This window comes from Enterococcus haemoperoxidus ATCC BAA-382, assembly GCF_000407165.1.
Classification (GTDB): domain Bacteria; phylum Bacillota; class Bacilli; order Lactobacillales; family Enterococcaceae; genus Enterococcus_L; species Enterococcus_L haemoperoxidus.
In genome coordinates this window covers 1,155,061-1,173,621 of the sequence record NZ_KE136480.1, presented here as the reverse complement: position 1 = coordinate 1,173,621, position 18,561 = coordinate 1,155,061, and the positions used below count along the sequence as shown (strand labels likewise).

Sequence of the window (18,561 nt, the reverse complement as noted above, 5' to 3'; positions counted from 1 at the left end):
CCTCTTTCATGTGGTTTCTTAGATTTTTACTAAAGAACATACAAAAAAGACCCATAGACAAAATGTCTAGGGCCTTTTAATCTATATATCCTTCAGTAAATAAGCAGACTAAATACATAGCAAACATGTGCTATTTTTTTAGTATACGAAATTTACTGATGAATAAGAAAAGCTCATAAGCTTTCCGATTAAGCTCCATACAACACTTCATCAAAAATAAGTTGTAGGGAGCTAAGAGTTGAAATATATAATACGTACATTTGAAACACCTTCCTCAGGGGTTACTCTACCATTTTGCAGAAAAATAGTCAAATCCAAATAAAATAAGGTCGATTTATCGTCGTAGCTATTTATGAACAACTACAGGTTTCGTTTATATCGTGTTAATACAACAACAGTAGTCAATGATTTTTGCACTGTAGTCGTTTTACCTCAAACATGATCATTTCCAAACCTAAGTGTATAGCTTTATAATAGGAAATAGGACTAAATCAAGGATGGAGGCAACTTGGATGACTAAATTACCAAACATTGGCAAACCTGCCGAAAACGCACTTAAAACGATTGGCTTTACAACGATTGAACAAGTTAGCACGTTGGATAAAGCGACCCTTTCAAAAATGCACGGTGTCGGGCCTAAAGCGATCAAGATCTTAGAACAAACCTTAGCTGACCACAATTTAACTTTTCAAAATCGTTTTGATAACGACGAGATCCCGAACACAGAATTTGCCGTTATTTGCTCATTAAATTGTGACAATGCGCCAAAAAGAAGAATGATCCGAGATTATTTGATTGCTGCAGCATCAGGAAATCAACAGCTGTTAGAAACCATACTTTCTGACGCGTTTCGCTGGATTATTCCAGGCAAACTTCCTGTAGAAGATAGAGAAGTGTTTATTGATACAATCCTCCAAAAGCAAAAAAATCTTAGTACACTGGAAATCCAGTCTATCTTAACACATGGAAAAGAAGGTTCCGCTCATGGAATACTCACAACAAAAAACGGTGATAAAATCTATTTTTCAGATATCATACAGTTTAAAAGCAATCAAAAAGATGCACCGATTATTGAAGTTACTTCTTTTGTGATTCAGTAGATTTTTATATTCTCCCTTGCTTCTAATGCTAAAAAAAGACCGATATTAAATCTTTTAGCTCAAAAAAACAAGAAAAAAATTTGAAAAGCACCAATTAAGAATACTTCTATATCAAATTTGAACATGCCCTCTTATTTTCTCAAAGCTAAACATTTTTGTATTGTTCTCCTTCTTTTCTATTCTTTACCAATTGTAGATTCTTATTGATTTGTACGATTTCATTACCGAAATTTCGCCAATCGCTTGCTCTAGGGGGAGCTAACCAGATCAGATGCCGTGCTGAAAAAGTTGTTGTGGGAAGATAGTCAGAGACGATCAAATCTGTGTCTGGACGTATAACTGGCTGAAAATTTAGGCTAAAAGAATCGAAAATCTTGATTTGTGCTTTAATAAATTGGTTGTATTTTTCACCTTGAGTGAAATTCACATGGATATTAATCGTATTTTTTTCGCTTTCCTGATCGTATTGCTGGGAAAGTTCTAGCAATAAATTAAAAAAAAGTGATTTCTTACTGAACTTAAATTCCTCTTTGCCCAATTGATAAATAAATGTATGGCAGATTTCAAATAGGATCGGGTAACGCTCATGGAAAAAATCTAAATCCATCACTCGTAGCGTAAGGTCTATTAAAGGCGTAATAAATTTATGCTGGTAAATCGTCCTATTCACATTATTCCAAAATTCATGGCCTGTTAGCGTTAATTCTGGGTGTTCAAGAAATAATTGGGTCAACTGTTGTGTATATTTTTCAATATTTTTATTTTCAACATCACAAAATTCGATTCGATAAACTGAAAGCTGGCTGATAATACCTCGCACTTCGGATTCTATTTCTCGAGTTGTGCCATTTAATGTCTGTCTGCTCCATTGAGCAATTGCTTGATAAATCGTGTTTTCTTGATCAAAATCAGCGGAATGAAAATGACTAGGTAAAAAATATTGACGTTTCCGCTTTACCCTTTCTAACATAACAAACAAGTAATGTTTAAACAGATAATACGTGTTTATTTCTTCACAATGTGGTTTAATAGCGGAAAAAAGTTCATTGACCGATAAGACATATGACTGATTGTACGGCTCATCTGAATCCTTGTAAATTCGATAATACAACATATTAAAATACTGGCGAATCTTCATTTCATCGCCAACTAACTGAAACGTTTTAGATAATTTTATATCATATTGGGCCAACTCATTCCGGATTCTATCTACGATTTTATAGACAACCGTGCGGCTCATACCGTGTTTTTCTCCATATTTTTTGATTGAAGTGAATTGATTTAAAAATATGGTTTGTAGTAAGGTAAATTCCAGTGAATATTTTAAATATTTTTCCTCAACAATGCTTGATGATGTTTGCTGACCTTGGAATAGGATGATTTCATTGCCATGCTCGATCAACTCCATATCCTCAATCAATCCAAATCTTTTCAAGTCTTCATTTATTTCTAAAACACTCCGCTCTAAAAGATATTGTGAAGTATTCAATTGCTCACATAAAATATCCTTACGCTCCGAAAACGAATAATGTTGTTCTAATTTCTGGATAATTGATAATTTTAAATTCGTTCGCTCATCTAATAACAAGAAATCCATTTATACTCTCCTTGTTCCATACAGTAAGGTACCTGATAGGAAACTCAACATATTTCCAAAATTCGTGGAACCTGGCAGATCCGCTCCTCCGGAATTGTTTAGGTTTTGCTTTGGTTTAGCAAGTTCAGTGTGTAGCAGTTCATCATTCAGCATAACTTTTATTTGAGAATCTATCGGGGAATAGTCATTCATTACTCTTTGTTTTGAATTAGGTTTGCTAAACTGATTCACTGATACCATAGCAATAGATGCATAAGTTTCATAAGAGAATTTCACAAAATAAACACCTGATTTTTGTGTATTAACATTGTGTTTAATTGTCACTTGGTTTATATTCAACGGTTCCCCATCTTTGGCTATTAAAGACACTACATTGTCTAGCGGGGTCCACTTTTCGTTTTGCCTGATAACAATATCTTTTAGGAGTAGTTCCGTCTGGTTTTCTTTTACATCAACTATTGCGGTTTCTACTTTTCCATCTACCTCGTATGTCATTTTATATTTCCCAGGAGTTGTGGCTTCTTCTCCATAAAACGTGTCAAAATGAACCAAAAGTGCCGATGAAAATAATAATGCCGTGCCAACTAACAAAGGTTTATTTTTCACTGTTTTTTTAAGCCTCCTAGAGTTTGATCTAATCGAATAAAGGCCTGAACAAAAGCCGTTGTCACTCGGCTTTTGTTCTAGCCCAATCCTCTGTAGCGTTCAGTTAATCGGTTCTTCGTTTTCTTATTCGGATCACGCTAACTATTGTGACCATTACAACGAGCAGCCCAATCAAACTGAAAGAATAATTGATTTTTTCACCAGTTTTAGGATAGTTCCCTTGTTTGTCTGGTTTTGAAATATGGGGTTGATTCTTATTTGTTTGATTTGGCTTTGGTACATTTTTTTCTAAGACTGTGATTGTTGCGGTAGCAGTCAGTTGTTTATCCGTTTTTGCCGTTTTTTTAGCTTTACTTGGTTCAGATTGTTGCGCTGTTTGAACCTTGTAGGATACTTGTTGTTTCCCTTTTTCCTTTGTTTCAACGCTTCCGGTTACTTCTACTTTTTCAAAAGAAATTGCTTGGCCATCTCGATCAGTTGCTGACACGAAATTATCTGCACTTTTCCAATCATCACCGACATAAATAGTGGAATCTTTTACGATCAAAGTTGATTGATCGGCTTTTACAGTGATTTTGGCCGTTTCTTTTAAGGTGTCGTTTCCATAAACAACTTCATAGACTCCTGCTTGAGTTGTATCTACAGATCCTGTTACTGTAATGTCTTGGATTGAAACATCATTGCCTGCAGCATCTGTCGCTGATACAAAATTATCGACAGCTTCCCATGTATCACCCACATAGATAACAGAATCTCTGACAGCAAGTGTTTTTTGTGTAGAGACAACTTGAACGATGACCTGATCTTTTTGACCTTGGTTTTCGTATGTGACTGTATACTTTCCTACCTTACTTGTGTCGACAGTTCCTGTTACAGTTATTTGATCAAAAGCAACAGGTTTTCCTGTTTTGTCCTTTGCCTCCACAAAATTATCTGCTGGCGTCCAGTTTGTACCGACTGAAATGGTTGAATCTTTTCCGCGAACGGTCGTTTCGTTTGTTAAAACAGTGATTTTAGCAGTCTCTGTTTGTCCTTCAAAGTGATAAATTACTTCATAGATTCCTTCTTTTGTTGTATCAACGGTTCCAGAAGTTTTTATCTCATCAAACAGGATAGTTTTCCCATTTTGATCGGTCGCTGACTCAAAGTTATCTGCGGCTTTCCATGAATCACCTACATAGATCGTTGAATCTTTGACTTTTAACGTCTCCTGATTTGCAATGACAGAAACGGTTGCTTTCGCTTCTTTGTTTTTATTATGATATATAATCTCATAATCACCGACTTTTGTGGTATCTACTGCTCCATTTACAGTTATTTGATCGAACATAACTGGATTTCCATCTATATCGGTGGCTTCGATAAAGTTATCTTGTGGCTTCCAACTTGCTCCTACATAAATGGTTGAATCTTTTACGCTGATACTTGTTTGGTCAACCCTTTTTTCTGCAAGAGGAACGCCGATCTGATTTATCCCCTTCGTCAATTTAAGCACTTTTCCGTTGATATATTCTTTTTCAATCGTATACCCTGCTGGGATACTCGTTGCTCTTAATGTATATTCTCCTGACATGATCGCGTCAAAGTGATATTCACCTTTCTCATCTGTGGTAAATCCCGTACGATTATCGGTGACATTATCCACTAGTTCAAAAGAGACATTTGGAATAGTTATTGTTGGGTCGTTTTCATTATACGCGTGAAATTGCGCTTGAGCCAAATAAACGACTCCTTCAGCATCTCCATCAGAGAACCTTAAAACAAGAGCTGTTGTTGTAGCTGTTCTGCGAGCTTCTGTCATTTGTTCTAAATTCTCTGCACTAATAATGGTTTCGGTAGAGATTTGTCCTGCATTTTTAGAAATCGTATTGTAAGTAATTGTGATATTTTCAGTTAACGTATACTCTTTAAAAATAATTTGAGCGCCTGTAGCCGTTTGCTTGATTGTATACGAATCTTTTGGAACACCATCGATCACAATTGAATTTAAATCGATTCCAGCATTTGTATTTCCTTTCGTTTTAATATCAAAGGTCGGATTTTTAACACTGCGTGTTCTGCTATTGATATTTTTGGTTTTGACTTCATTTTTTGTTACGTTTTTCAAAGATTCATGGCTAGTTTGAGTGGCAGATAAGATTTCTGCTCCTTCGTTGTTTACTGATACTGATGTTGACATGATCTGATCACCATATAATGGCTCAGCAGCACTTCCAGTCACGTTGATCGTCTTTGTATCGATCCAGCCATTGGCGTACTTGTATTCAATAAGATAACGTTTTGAGGTTTTACCAAAATCAAATTTATAACTATTTGCAGTTTCGTCGAATGTAATTTTCGGATAAGCTGCGCTAGTCGGTGCTAAAGGTTTATCAAAGTAGTACCCACGATCCCAATACTGGGGATAAATTGATTCCACTTGGTCATTTGAAACATCATAAATATCAAAAATGACATCTACTCCAGCTGGAATTTTCGTTGTGACACTCAACGCGTCAAATGAATCATTTCTTGCGTTTACTAAAAATTGATTTTTGCTAGCTTGGAGCGTTCGCTCTGAGTACTGTTTTCTACCTGTTCTAACGGTTGTTTCCACTGCTTCATAGTCATCTGCACTTAGTGTCACAGCAAGGGTATCAACAGGGATACTCTTACTTTTTTCAAGACTATCTGGGATATAATTAAAACCTAAATCTAGATTGAAAGAACGAGTGACAGGCGTTGTAAACTTAATAAGAGAGCCGCCTTCAACTGCCGTTATCGTGTAATCTTTGTCTAGTTTGTAATAGTCGTACTCCCCTTTAGGTGCTCTTAACTGTAAATAGTTTGGGTGTTCAATTTTGATTGTTGCGTTCTTTACAGGATTTTTATCGCTTCCTTCGATTGCAATTGTTGTATCACCAGAGTAGGCGCCGTTTCTATCATAGTTTCCCCAAGCTGTTTCTACATTGTTGGGATTGATGATGGAGATTGGCTGAAGGTATTGATCAGAAACCAGCATTATTTCTTTGCCGCCATTGACAACAGGTGTACTAACAGCAATATCAATGTCTTTTTGGTCAAAAGGAATGATCAACTTATCCGCTTTTATTTTTAGCACACTGTCTTTAGTTGCCGTTAAAATTAATTTATTCTCTTCTTGTTTTATATCAAAAAAATCATTCATCGGAACCGCTTTGTACTCTTTATCATAAGCAGAAAGCTTGTAATCAGTGATTTTTTGTCCATTTTTACTTTCTAAAATGATTTGTTCTCCTACTTTAGTTTGCGTAGGGAGTTCGTAAATATAGACATAATAATTTCCTTTCTCTTGGAAATTAGCACCTTGTAGCATGCCTAAATTGGCTTCTTTTACAGATTTTTGATCTTTACTTGTTTTTGCTGTAAATTCAATTCCGCCATATTGTGCAGATGAACGATTTAAACTAACAGATCCTAATTTAGTCGTTGGATATTGATTGTAAAAACTATAGGAATACTTTGAAACGCTCTCTAACGCTAACGCACGATCAATGGATAAAGCGTATGCTTTTTGTTGATCCATACTTGTAATCGTGACTGCTCCGCGATAGGTGTCGTCTTCATTGACTGTATAATCTTTATCCTTTTCTAAGAGTTGTTTTGAATCTGGGATCACATTTCCTGTGATATCCACATCATAGGAGAAAACATTGATTGGTTCTTTAGAAGTATTATAAAATTTTGCTCCGGGTGTTTCAGACATTATTAATTCTAATGTCTGACTACCAGCTAATGATCTATCCAAGTTATAATAAATAGTTCCTTTGATTCCGTACTGGTTAGTCGTTTCTTCATAATTGATAGGTGCTACTTCTTCATACAAATCAAAATTATATTGATTTGTTTTTTGACCTGGCGTTTTAATGGTTACTAATGGTTCAGCATTTGTAAACACGTAACTCTTCAAATCTAAATTAAACTGCGTTTCCGTAATTCGTTGATTAAATGTGATCGTCAATGTTTTGCTTTGCGCATCAACTGACCAATTAGCACCAACATTGGCTACTTCACCACTAACGTCTGAATACCCTAAATGCTCAGGTAATGACATTTTATACACTGAGCCTGGTGCATAGTCTTTATCTTCTATCACAAAATTAAGCTTTGCTGTTACAGGTGTTGAATTCAGCAGTCTGGTGACAGTTGTCTGATTGTATTCAGTCCCCGCCATATCTGTAAGCGTCATGTTTGCTAAAATCTCATCTTCAATCACCATATTTGTCTCTGCAGTTTTTGTTTCAGGCGTTGGTAAGCTTTCTGTAGTTGCCTGCTCTATCCCACCAACAGAATCTCCTGTTAAAGGATTGCTTGTTCCCGAGCCATCCCCTTCACTTGTTTTTGTATTTTGGCTTTCCGACGATTGTTTCATTCCATCACTTGATAAGTCAGTTACAGAAGTTGCTTCTACTGGTGTGTCACCTGACAGTTCACTTTGGGAATTTCCATCTATATTCGTGGTCGTTGTTGCAAAAGCACTTACGGTTGAACCAAAACTCTGTGTGAGTAGTACCGCAAGCATCAAGATATGTAATTTTCTTCTTTTCATGAACGAACTCCTTCATCTTAATTTTTTCATATAATAATATATTATACTTTTTTAAACTTTATTATGATTATTTTTTTATATTTTAACAAAAAATAAAAACATATCTGCTGTTATCTCTAGTAAAACCGCTATTATATCTAACTTAAATCTGATTTTTCTTACAAAAAAAATAGGACTATTTATGAAAATAAATTCTTGTAAATATTTAAAAAATATATCTTTTAATGGATATTACCAGCACTTCTTAAACTACTATTCTCCATCAACAAATTAATTACCTTTTTTTAAATTATAATAAAAAATGAAAAAACACTTTATTTTTACGAACGTACGTTTTATAGTAGTATAAAAGAAAAAAGGAGTTAAACATGAAAACGTCATTAACGACCCAAATGGAAGAAGTTTTATATTATTACTGTCGAGAAAACGGAGATGTTGTGGTCGAAGAAGTAACAATGCCAGAGGATCAAGGTATTGTTGATACCTTAAGCTGTCGCTTGACTGTTGAGAATCAATTTGAGTGGCGTTGTTATGAGCTGAAGGCAAGTAAAGCTGATTTTCGTTCCAAGGCAAAGCTTTCCTTTATCGGAAATTATAATTATTTTGTGTTACCAGTTGCTCTTTTTGAAAAAATAAAAGAAGAAATCCCCAGTCATATCGGCGCTATGGTTTATCATCAGTATCTTTCTACAGAAAACCAAATGCTGCCGGGTTACTTTACAATAGAAAAAAAGCCGCAAAAACAAGAGCTTTTAGTCAATGAACAAGAATTGCTTTTCCGTTTGATCACAGCACAGGCTCGAGAAGTCGGTAAAGCCAAACAAACTGCACGTGGCTTACGTGTCTTTTCAACGGATCAGCTCTATAAAGAGTTGAAGAAAAGACAACCGGATTATGATCTATTTGGCGGCGGAGTCAATTTTTATGATCGCTTTGCTGAAGATATTTGTAATCAAGCTGTTGAAGCCTTAAAGAACGAATTGGACGCAACACGTGAGGCTTATTTTGAATTGGAACAGCGCCTTTTGGAGGAAGAATAATGTATTATCCTTATTTTCGCGGCAAGCAGTTTGATTTGTTCGCTTTGACAACATTAGTAGAACAAAAACGCTTGTCTTCTCAGATTCTCCCGATCATCGAACCCGTCAAAAATTCCAATGCACTAAAAAAATTCATTCACTTGTTTCAAAAAGAAAATCAGCCTTTTTATCTTATTCAAAACCCTCAAGCTGGTGATTTTTTGACTGAAGACGGACTCCTTTATCTAAACGCATTATCCTTAAAAAAAGCAGTGATCGTTGAACAGCCTATCGAAACATTGAGCGAAGAACCGGAATTATTTGTGATTGGAAATTCAACACCTGCACTAGAAAGCGACTGGCAAGCAAATCAAACAAAAGTCCTCATCCCCAAAGAATTCCGTCTGCTGCAAAAAGTTAAAGGGGAGAAAATTCTTTCACAAGATGTTTTTACCCGACTTCCTAAATCCAGTTTTTATCAAGAATGTCAGGATGAATTTTTTTCAGATACTCATTTGACCTTTCAAAAAAGTGGTTTTATCGGATTTAGTGATTTCTCTATTGATAGCCGTGTTTACTATGAACATAGCTATCCTTCAAAACACTTGAGCTTGCATCTTGTTTATTTTGACAGTAATCAATTGCGGATCCATCATTTTATTTCAGGTGAGGATTCCCCTACTCAAAAAGATAAATTTTTCGAGCTTATGAATGCGATAAACGATTGGACAGATAAATTATGCGGAAAAGAAATGACGTTGGGAATCGAGTTACTGCTTGAGGCTGTTGCAAAAAATAAATTCCCAGGAATGGGCGTTATGAGAAAAGCGGCTGTGATGCATCATATGGAACTTATGTCACGGTATCTTGATAAAACGAATCAAGTCAATAAAAAATAAGGTTAACGCTAAACTTTCATGCTTAGCGCTAACCCGATTTTATTTCTATTTATCAAGCCAAACATATTAATCCTGATCCACTTGCTTTTCAGGATCCAGTTTAACTTTTACTTGAAATGTATTATTAATATTTTGTGCCATCTTCTGAAGATTTTGAAGTAACAAGACAATCCAGCTAAACGCCAACATAAAGGATAATAATTCAAATGCCGTCAGCGATAGATAGCTTGTCCATTGAAATAACACAACAACGACAACTAATGTTGCCGCAATCATATAAGAAATCGACAAAAACTCTTTGGTTACATTAGGCAATAGCCACTTGATTCCCACAATCAGAACGACGATCAAATATACTAAGTACCCCGCAACTTGGTTATGAACTCCCTGAAAAGGTCCTGTTTCCGTATATGGAAATAGACCTACAGCACCTAGATCAAGTGCCGTTAAAGTTAAGAGTACCCGCAAAATAGTCAATCTCTTGCTATGCGGAATCGCTTTTTGCAATTCTACAAATAATCCATCGATCAAAGCCACCATCAACAAAGATGAAAACATCAACGTCAGATTAAATTGCCAACTACTTTTGGCTTCAATTGTCCCTAAAAAACTAAAGTTAAATTGCCACCATTGATAATCCTTATTCGTGATCATCGCAAGTAAAACACCGCCAATAATCACAAAAATCAATAAATTAGTCAGTTTAGCTGGTGTGATAGACAATGCCGAGTAAATCATAAAATAATTGACTAGTCCTACAAAAACAAAAAATAACAGTGTTGCTGTATAACGATCAAAAGTTGCCCCGATAAACACCAAACCGATCACTTTGAAAAAAACGAGTAGCGCAAAGACTAAAATAACAATAAACGAAAGCAAAATCGTAGGGAAATTTCGCCAATAAATATCCTTGGATTGCGTTGTAACTTGATTTCTTTTTCCTTTGATAAAAAAGAGTAAAAAGCTGAATACACCACTCAATACACCGAATGAAAGAACAAAATTCGCAATTGAATACGCTCCAACCAACGCAATTTGGGTTTTATCAGTATAAAATAGGTATCCCAAAAACAAAAGACTGATCACCGTTGTCGGAATCAAAAACCATCTTAATGAAAGTGTCTGGTTCCCAGCTGCTTTCTTCTTTGGTTCGATCACTATTTTTTGATCCTTGATACTTACTATTACGTCATCTTCATTTTCTAAATGAAATTCTTCTACTATTTTTTCTGGTAATGTTATACTAAATTTGTTTTTTTCCACACTTAATCCCCCTACGCTTAACTTAGCATCTCATAAATATTATAGATTTATTGTGCTTAAAAGCAAGCTTTAGACATTATTTATGCGATTTAATTACAAAAAAATCCATATTATCTTTCATTATTGTTCGTTCATATACACCTTAATCGATGATGAAAATTTTGTTTTTTTTATATACTATCGTTAAATAATGATAAAAGGAGAGTTTTCATGTTAAAAAAAATTTTAATTTCTATCTTAAGTCTAATTGTCCTATCTATAGGAGGACTTTTTCTCTATAATAATTTCAAGCACAAGCCGGTATACGGAATAATTATTTTAGATAAAGATGAAAAAAAAGTAACGGATTCAATCAATTCACAAAAAAAGGATATCGAAAAATCGATCGTGGTTAATGGTAAATGGGTCGAAAATTCGAAAACTCTTGTTTTAAGTACAAGTGATGCACAAAAAATAACTGCATTTAATGGCTTTCAAAAAGTATCTGGTTCAAAAAATAATTATACGTTTAGCCCAATAAAACAAATTTCTAAAGATGAAGCAACTTTATTTTCACAAGAAGAAGCACCTTTAATTAAAGATGAAGCAAACAAAGCATTTTCTTCTAAAGTACATGAGTATGTGACATTAGGTGAATCATCCGCCTATGTCAATAGCGTGTTCATTCTCCCAGATAATCAATACAACGAGTTTACTGGTTCACCAATTAGTCTCGGTGTCTTAAAAGTCAAATCTGATGCATCTAAGGCTCTAATCAATTATAATAATGTTGAAATGAATCAACTATACGACGAGAGATAGAACACAAGCTTTTTAAATTGATGCTACTCTCGCAAAATTTCTAAATAAGATGGAAAAAATGAATGACTTTTTTCCATCTTATTTAGTTGAAGAAGGAGAGTAACGTTTAATGCCATTGGTTATTATATCTTGTATTTTTATTATTATCGGGGGCCTTATTTTACTAAAGGAACGTCGCAGCTTTTTTGGAGGCATGCTCTTTGCCTTTGGCGGCTTGTTTCTTATTTTGACTTTATTCGTAGTAGGATTGATAAAAATAAGTGAAATTTCTACAAATAGTTCAGAACTTGTCACTATTATTTTCTACACGTTATTTCCCTTGATATTTTTAATCGTATGCGCCTTTTTTATTTTTAACACACATACGATGCAAACCAAAGAAGGTCGCAGCGTTACCGCAAAACTTTCCGCGCTATTAGGGATCAATCTACTTATTACCGTACCAGCTTTTTTCTATTTATTGTCTATGGGCTCTAGTAAGATTCCGCTCTGGCTTTTTTCAATATTACTTTTTCTATTATTAAGTGATTTGCTCTTTTCTTTTCTGTTCACTTGCTATTTATTTTATTCGTGGATGTATCAAATGATTCCAATCAAAAAAAAGGTCGATTACATCATTGTATTAGGTTCTGGTATCAGAAGTGAAGAAGTTCCCCCACTGCTTAAAAGTAGATTGGATAAAGCAATCGAGTATTATCATAAAAATCCAAATGCCAAAATTGTTGTTAGTGGTGGACAAGGAGCAGATGAACCCGTTTCAGAAGCCTTTGCTATGAAAAAGTATTTGCTATCACAAGAAATACCAGAAGATCACATTCTAGTGGAAGATCAATCGACAACAACTTTTGAAAATATGGCTTTTTCTAAAAAGATTATTTTTAAAGACTGGGAAAATAAAGAGAAGGTACCAACGATTCTCTTTTCAACAAATAATTACCATGTATTGCGAGGGGCCTTGTATGCTAGAAAAGCTCATTTAAAAGCAGAAGGAGTTGGCGCTCCAACTGCTCTATATTTCCTTCCAACTGCGCTTATTCGCGAATATATTGCTTTATTATCCCAATATAAGTGGTTTACAGCCTCTATGATTTTAGTCTGTTTAGCATTCGTTTTTATCAGTCTATTACCTATATAAATCTACTACTGTCTATCATCATTTAACAGCCAAATAATTAGCGTATTTAAAAATAGATGGGTTTTTCTCGCCGTTTATTCGGATTTAGAGCGTAAAACAAAACTGATTTTTAGTTTTGTTTTACGCTCTCTTTTATTATTTTTTTCATGCAAATACATAGCTTATCCCCGATAAACTCACCATAATTTGGAATAATATGATACCCGTGTCGTTCATAAAATCGAATAGCACCTAACATGTCTTTACCTGTTTCTAAAACGACCTGCTGATACCCTTTTTCCAGCATATCTGCTTCCAACGCTTGGATAATTTCTCCAGCAGCTCCATTACCACGGCTCGTTTGTTTTACATACATTCGTTTAATCTCTGGTGTTTGTTCATCTAATAGTTTCCAGCAACCGCATCCAACTGCAACTTGATCATCATAAGCCACAACTGCACAGGCCATTTCAGCTAGATTGTGATGATTTTGATACCCTTGAGCTATCTCAGTTCCCCATTCTTCATTGAAAAAATCATTTAATTCCTGCACTAAATTCAATAAATCTGGGTGGGTTATTGCTACTTTTTCTATTTTGATTGTCATTATGAGGCACCTCCACTTTTTGATCTTCTCTTCTAACTCTATTGTACCTACTTATGTGATCTAAAGTAAATAAAAATAGAAAACCACTTGATATTTAGTAAATGGTTTTCTATTTATCTTATTGATCAGTATATTTTAAAACGCTTTCATTTATGTTTGTAAGTTATAATCCACCTAAGCTAGCTAGATAAAAGTCCAATGTATAAAATTGATAGTCACTCTTAGAATATTTTGATTTCTTATCTTGTAACTGATCAACTAAGACTAAACGTTCTTGTTCTGTTACCTCTTCCCAATCTTGTTCCCCCATCCTACAATACAGTCGAAACGGAAGCTCTACCTCCATGTGTACTTCTAAAAATTTTTCCGGTTCTCCTAAGCCGTGGTACTCCACGTCTGTAATAATTTCACCTACATAATTTAGATATTTTTTACTCATCTTGCTTAACCTCCTAATAATTTTTAAGACCAAAAAAATATTTTTATTTATAGTAAAATTGTACTAAACATTTCGATAATAAACAATATCTAATTTAAACAAAAAAAGAACCGTATAAGGAATTCTCCCTCATACAGCCCTCTATCAAGCCTATTTTTATTTCAGGCGCTCAGGCATCATTAATTCTAAAAATCCCCAAACCCCATTACTTATTCGCAGCTCATCTCGATCATAGTGAGAAAGTTCTGTTCGAATCAATTGATCTTGTCTATCTAGCACTTTTTGTGCCCAATGAGGATCAATCAAAATTGCTCGACCAACAGCTGCTAAGTCAGCCGTTGCCAATACTTCTTTGACATCTGCACCATTTCTGATATCTCCTACACCGATCAACGGAAGACGGTTATTCATTGCTTCTTTTATATACTCTATAATTGGTTTTTCCTTGAACTCATCACTAACTGAATGATTTCTATAATTACTCATTGACAAATGTAAATAATCCAAAGGCTTATTAGACAATTGCTCCACTAAGAACAACGTATCACTCAAGCGAATCCCTGGATTTTCATATTCTTCTGGTGAAAAACGATACCCTACTACAAAGTCTTTTACACCAGATTGATCTACAACTTCTGTGACACCATCAACTAAATCATTGATAAATTTAAATCTTTTTTCTAATGATCCACCCCAATCATCCGTACGTCGATTAGAATGAGGAGAGAAGAATTGTTGGATCAAATAGGTATTAGCTCCATGAATCTCTACACCATCGAAACCTGCTTGGATTGCTCGTTTCGTTGCTTGTTTGAAGCTTTCTAAGATTTCGATTATCTCATCTTCAGTTAATTCTCTTGGTATTTGCGCATCAGGGCGTTCAGCCGCAACAGCACTTGGTGCAACAGGTTGAACACCCTGTAAGACCTTAGAATCTGTCATACGACCACCGTGAAAAATCTGCAGGATTGCTTTTGTATGATTCTTTTTAATAGCAGCAGCTAATTTAGCAAGCCCTGGAATAAAACGATCATCATAAACACCCAATTCTCCATCCCAACCTTTACCACCTTCATGAACATTGGCTGCAGCCGTGATAAATGCACCCACTTCGCCTGAACGTAATGCGTAATACTCAATTTCGTCATTCGTTACAACACCATCAAAAAAAGACATTTTTGTTGTCATTGGTGCAACAACCAATCTATTTTTTAAGTGTAGTCCTCTTTTAAATGTTAAACCTGTATCTACAATATTCATCAATTTTCCTCCTCAACCTATACATGCATGCGCATGCAACTAATTATATAATAAAGAATAGAAGACTAAAAAGCAACTCTTTAGTCTTCTATATAAAATACTTTTTCAAAATAGCATCTACTTCCGGCTCAACAGATGACACGAGTGTCACCCCTTCATTAGTCAAATCAATATAAACTCCACGTTTATCATCCGCACAATTTCTTCTCTCAATAACTGGAGGCGTTCTGTCTTCCAACCTATTGATCAAACGAGACAGCGCACTTTGGCTTAAACAAAGATAATTTCCTAGATCATTCAGCCTCATGTGACGTCCATTTTGTTTAAGTTGATATAAGGCATAATACTCACTTGTTGTGAGGTGACTATTTTTCTTTAACATTTCTTCTATTTTTTTTTCAACCATGGACTGCTTCTTTGTGTAATCCAGCCATTGTGATATAAGAGGTGTTTCCATTTGATCATCCCTCGCAGATTATTCTCTTCAACTAGTTATATTTTGCTTGTTTTTAGTAGAAAAGTCAAAATTTTAAGAAACTCACTGTTACACAAGAGACTGTATACACGGCGAGAAAAAAGTAGAATACACTCCGTTCCGATCACCTCAACTTCTATGAGTTGAAGACCATCTTATTTCTCGGAGCTAAACTTTTGTCTCGTCGTCTTTGTTTGGTTACTATTTTCTACTTAATTAGCGTTTAAAATCCACATAAATCCTACAAAAACAAAGAATAACGCATACATGATCGGTGACACTTCTTTGCCACGTTTTGCAGCGATCATTGTGATTGGATAGAAGATAAACCCAAGTGCAATTCCATCAGAAATGCTGTAAGTCAAAGGCATTCCTAAAAGAATCAAGAAGGAAGGAATTGCGATTTCCATTTCTTTCCATTTGATTTGGCTAAGTGATTGAGCCATTAAAACACCCACAACAATTAAAGCTGGCGCTGTTACTTGAGACGTTACGACTGAAAGCAGTGGAGAGAAAAATAGTCCAACAATGAAGAAAAGGCCAGTCGTCACAGCTGTCAATCCAGAACGTCCGCCAACTGCAATTCCTGCAGAAGATTCTACATACGCACCAACCGGAGAAGTTCCTAAAAGAGAACCTGCTAGCATCGCTGTTGAATCAGCAGCTAGTGCTTTTCCAACTCGTGGCATTTTATTGTCTTTCATAAAACCTGCTTGATTTGCTAAACCGACAAGCGTTCCAGCCGTATCAAAAAATGTCACTAATAAGAACGTTAAGACAACAACCCATAACTGTAAAGAATTAATGTCTCCAACATGTTTTAACGCAACTAAAAATGTTGGTTTCAGACTTGGAGCTGCTGAAATGATTTTAGCCGGCACTTCAATCAAACCCGTTACCAATCCCAAAATAGTTGTTGCGGTCATCCCGATAAAAATTCCTCCAGGAACACGACGCACCATCATGATAGCTGTAATCACTAGACCAAAAATAGTCAGCCAAGTCGATCCAACATTCAACGGCCCTAAAGCAACTAGTGTTGACTCATTAGAAACAATGATCCCACCTTCACTTAGACCTAGAAAAGCAATGAACAGACCGATTCCGCCAGAGATAGCGTATTTTAAATCTGCTGGTATTGCATCGATGATCAATTCACGTAATTTGAATACAGTGATCAAAATGAAAATCAGGGATGCAACAAAAACTCCTGCTAACGCTGTTTCCCAAGGAACACCCATTCCCACACAAACAGAATAAGCAAAAAAGGCATTGATCCCTAGCGCTGGTGCTGTTGCGATCGGATATTTAGCAAAAATCCCCATCAATATACACCCTAAAGCACTCGCTAAAGCTGTTGCAGTAAAAACTGCACCTTCGTCCATTCCTGAAGCTCCTAAAACAGTTGGATTAACAAATAGAATATACGCCATAGAAATAAATGTCGTAAACCCAGCTAGAAATTCACGCTTCATAGTCGTATTTAATTTGTCGATCTCAAAATAGGAAATAATTTTTCCTTTCACCTGATATCCTCCTAAAATTTAAAAGCGTAGCAGGCTCGTTTAGCCTCGACAGAAAAATAGGAAAATAGGTTTGTGACGCTTTTTGTCACAAGCAGATTTTATCTTTTTTCCGAGAGACTAGCCTGTGTAGCTAGCTAAAATATGAACACGTTGTTCGTAAAATGGCAATGTATTACTTAAACAACGTGTTCAATCATATAATAAAGAATAGAATAAGTAAATACAAAGGGTACTAACTGTAACCCCTCTACAATATTTAACCTAAATAAAAAAATGACAAGCTTTCTTCATTAAGAAAACCTGCCATTTCACTATTAACAACGATATTATTCTGATAAAGATTCCCCGTCTAACCGTTGATTTAAAAGACGAGAAACTACATAAATCACAAAAATAGCAATCACAGAACCAACTGCTACATCACTCAAAAAATGTGCGCCGATCCGCACTCTAGAAAAAGCAACGAAACAACCGAATACACTTGCCAAGATCACCATTATTTGACGTTTCTTCTTTTTCAAAGGATCAACAAAAAGTGGTAAGTATAACGCTAACCAAGCCTGTTCTGAATGTCCTGAAGGGAATGACTTATGACCATTCGCTCCATTGATACTCCACCAACTTGTGTACTCTGCCCAATTACTTTGCAATTCGTAAGGTCGGAATCTACCCCAAAGAGTTTTCATCACGTCTACTATGGTATTCGCAGCATAAACCGTCACGATTGCGCCCAAACCAATCAAAACTAAGCCATTTAGTTCCTGCTGATTTTTTCCTTTGAGCCAACGATTACACAACATGCATCCCACTGCAAACGTAAATAATGAAAGAATAACGAGAGCTGGAAAGAACCAATTTGGAAAACTCATTGCTCCACCACCATCGTTATTGGCAGCACCTATTGGTTGATTATTTTGACGATTATTCAGTGACGTTACAGTATAAAAAAGCATGATTTTGATCATTTGCCAAATTTGATATAGCCCAGCAATAATAGCAATAAAATAGATACTCCCCTTACCGAAGTTTGGTAAATTACTTTTTTTCGCATAATAAATAAAAATTTGAGTAGACATAAATAGAATAATTCCTGGAAAAATCAACCCATAATTTTGAAAGAATGTGCCAAATAACGATCCTTGATTCATTATTCCTTGACTGATTTGTTTATCCCAGATACCACCGATCAACAATAATATTCCTAAACATGCAACTATAGCCAATTCGCTTTTTTCTTTTATAAAGTTCATTAATGAACCTCCTCTCTATATTAAATTGTAGAAAAGAA

At 35.3% G+C, this 18,561-nt stretch carries 15 protein-coding genes; 5 read left to right on the top strand and 10 right to left on the bottom strand.

The features are described 5' to 3' along the window. Positions 1–512: 512 nt before the first annotated feature. A complete protein-coding gene (locus I583_RS15955; protein ID WP_010762449.1) occupies positions 513–1,100 on the top strand; it encodes a helix-hairpin-helix domain-containing protein in 588 nt (195 codons plus the stop codon). 145 nt (positions 1,101–1,245) lie between these two features. On the opposite strand, the gene I583_RS15950 is transcribed toward I583_RS15955, so the two are convergent. The 3 genes from I583_RS15950 to I583_RS15940 all read right to left on the bottom strand — a co-directional run bounded on the left by I583_RS15950 (position 1,246) and on the right by I583_RS15940 (position 7,870). After that, complete coding sequence (locus I583_RS15950; RefSeq protein WP_010762448.1) at positions 1,246–2,697, bottom strand: helix-turn-helix domain-containing protein; 1,452 nt, start codon at positions 2,695–2,697, stop codon at positions 1,246–1,248. Next, on the bottom strand, positions 2,698–3,303 hold the full coding sequence (locus I583_RS15945) for a bacterial Ig-like domain-containing protein (protein ID WP_010762447.1): 606 nt from the start codon (positions 3,301–3,303) through the stop codon (positions 2,698–2,700). A 103-nt stretch (positions 3,304–3,406) separates the two neighbouring features. Further along, positions 3,407–7,870: a bacterial Ig-like domain-containing protein gene (locus I583_RS15940; RefSeq protein WP_010762446.1), complete on the bottom strand. Its 4,464-nt coding sequence runs from the start codon at positions 7,868–7,870 to the stop codon at positions 3,407–3,409. Between the two features lie 368 nt (positions 7,871–8,238). Here I583_RS15940 and I583_RS15935 point away from each other — a divergent pair, with 368 nt between their 5' ends. Then, on the top strand, positions 8,239–8,910 hold the full coding sequence (locus I583_RS15935; protein ID WP_010762445.1) for a hypothetical protein: 672 nt from the start codon (positions 8,239–8,241) through the stop codon (positions 8,908–8,910). Next, on the top strand, positions 8,910–9,788 hold the full coding sequence (locus I583_RS15930; RefSeq protein WP_010762444.1) for a sce7725 family protein: 879 nt from the start codon (positions 8,910–8,912) through the stop codon (positions 9,786–9,788). The genes I583_RS15935 and I583_RS15930 overlap by 1 nt, the downstream gene beginning before the upstream one ends. A 66-nt stretch (positions 9,789–9,854) precedes the next feature. Here I583_RS15930 and I583_RS15925 read toward each other — a convergent pair whose 3' ends face one another. Continuing rightward, positions 9,855–11,051, bottom strand: a complete 1,197-nt coding sequence (locus tag I583_RS15925) for a DUF998 domain-containing protein (protein ID WP_010762443.1) — start codon at positions 11,049–11,051, stop codon at positions 9,855–9,857. A gap of 210 nt (positions 11,052–11,261) precedes the next feature. Between I583_RS15925 and I583_RS15920 the strand changes: the two genes are divergently transcribed. Together I583_RS15920 and I583_RS15915 are read left to right on the top strand one after the other, a co-directional pair. Then, positions 11,262–11,852 (top strand): lipoprotein BA_5634 family protein, encoded by a 591-nt coding sequence (locus I583_RS15920; protein ID WP_010762442.1) that lies wholly within the window; start codon positions 11,262–11,264, stop codon positions 11,850–11,852. A gap of 109 nt (positions 11,853–11,961) precedes the next feature. Beyond that, positions 11,962–12,987: a YdcF family protein gene (locus I583_RS15915; RefSeq protein WP_010762441.1), complete on the top strand. Its 1,026-nt coding sequence runs from the start codon at positions 11,962–11,964 to the stop codon at positions 12,985–12,987. 109 nt (positions 12,988–13,096) lie between these two features. On the opposite strand, the gene I583_RS15910 is transcribed toward I583_RS15915, so the two are convergent. From I583_RS15910 to I583_RS15885, 6 genes are all read right to left on the bottom strand, one after another. Then, positions 13,097–13,573, bottom strand: a complete 477-nt coding sequence (locus tag I583_RS15910) for a GNAT family N-acetyltransferase (protein ID WP_010762440.1) — start codon at positions 13,571–13,573, stop codon at positions 13,097–13,099. A gap of 163 nt (positions 13,574–13,736) precedes the next feature. Continuing rightward, positions 13,737–14,012 (bottom strand): hypothetical protein, encoded by a 276-nt coding sequence (locus I583_RS15905; RefSeq protein WP_010762439.1) that lies wholly within the window; start codon positions 14,010–14,012, stop codon positions 13,737–13,739. Between the two features lie 156 nt (positions 14,013–14,168). Next, positions 14,169–15,272, bottom strand: a complete 1,104-nt coding sequence (locus I583_RS15900) for an NADH-dependent flavin oxidoreductase (protein WP_010762438.1) — start codon at positions 15,270–15,272, stop codon at positions 14,169–14,171. An 88-nt stretch (positions 15,273–15,360) separates the two neighbouring features. After that, a complete protein-coding gene (locus I583_RS15895) occupies positions 15,361–15,729 on the bottom strand; it encodes a MarR family winged helix-turn-helix transcriptional regulator (protein WP_010762437.1) in 369 nt (122 codons plus the stop codon). Between the two features lie 230 nt (positions 15,730–15,959). Then, positions 15,960–17,273, bottom strand: coding sequence for an NCS2 family permease (locus I583_RS15890; RefSeq protein WP_010762436.1), 1,314 nt, complete (start codon positions 17,271–17,273; stop codon positions 15,960–15,962). A gap of 326 nt (positions 17,274–17,599) precedes the next feature. Beyond that, the gene (locus tag I583_RS15885; RefSeq protein ID WP_010762435.1) at positions 17,600–18,523 is read right to left on the bottom strand and encodes a phosphatase PAP2 family protein; all 924 of its coding nucleotides are present in this window, start codon (positions 18,521–18,523) and stop codon (positions 17,600–17,602) included. Positions 18,524–18,561 lie beyond the last annotated feature (38 nt).

Bases quoted from the DNA above. Each gene is read 5' to 3' on its own strand.
- I583_RS15955 (WP_010762449.1), top strand. From the start codon at position 513: ATGACTAAATTACCAAACATTGGCAAACCTGCCGAAAACGCACTTAAA.
- I583_RS15950 (WP_010762448.1), bottom strand. From the start codon at position 2,697: ATGGATTTCTTGTTATTAGATGAGCGAACGAATTTAAAATTATCAATT.
- I583_RS15940 (WP_010762446.1), bottom strand. From the start codon at position 7,870: ATGAAAAGAAGAAAATTACATATCTTGATGCTTGCGGTACTACTCACA.
- I583_RS15935 (WP_010762445.1), top strand. From the start codon at position 8,239: ATGAAAACGTCATTAACGACCCAAATGGAAGAAGTTTTATATTATTAC.
- I583_RS15930 (WP_010762444.1), top strand. From the start codon at position 8,910: ATGTATTATCCTTATTTTCGCGGCAAGCAGTTTGATTTGTTCGCTTTG.
- I583_RS15920 (WP_010762442.1), top strand. From the start codon at position 11,262: ATGTTAAAAAAAATTTTAATTTCTATCTTAAGTCTAATTGTCCTATCT.
- I583_RS15915 (WP_010762441.1), top strand. From the start codon at position 11,962: ATGCCATTGGTTATTATATCTTGTATTTTTATTATTATCGGGGGCCTT.
- I583_RS15910 (WP_010762440.1), bottom strand. From the start codon at position 13,573: ATGACAATCAAAATAGAAAAAGTAGCAATAACCCACCCAGATTTATTG.
- I583_RS15905 (WP_010762439.1), bottom strand. From the start codon at position 14,012: ATGAGTAAAAAATATCTAAATTATGTAGGTGAAATTATTACAGACGTG.
- I583_RS15900 (WP_010762438.1), bottom strand. From the start codon at position 15,272: ATGAATATTGTAGATACAGGTTTAACATTTAAAAGAGGACTACACTTA.
- I583_RS15895 (WP_010762437.1), bottom strand. From the start codon at position 15,729: ATGGAAACACCTCTTATATCACAATGGCTGGATTACACAAAGAAGCAG.
- I583_RS15885 (WP_010762435.1), bottom strand. From the start codon at position 18,523: ATGAACTTTATAAAAGAAAAAAGCGAATTGGCTATAGTTGCATGTTTA.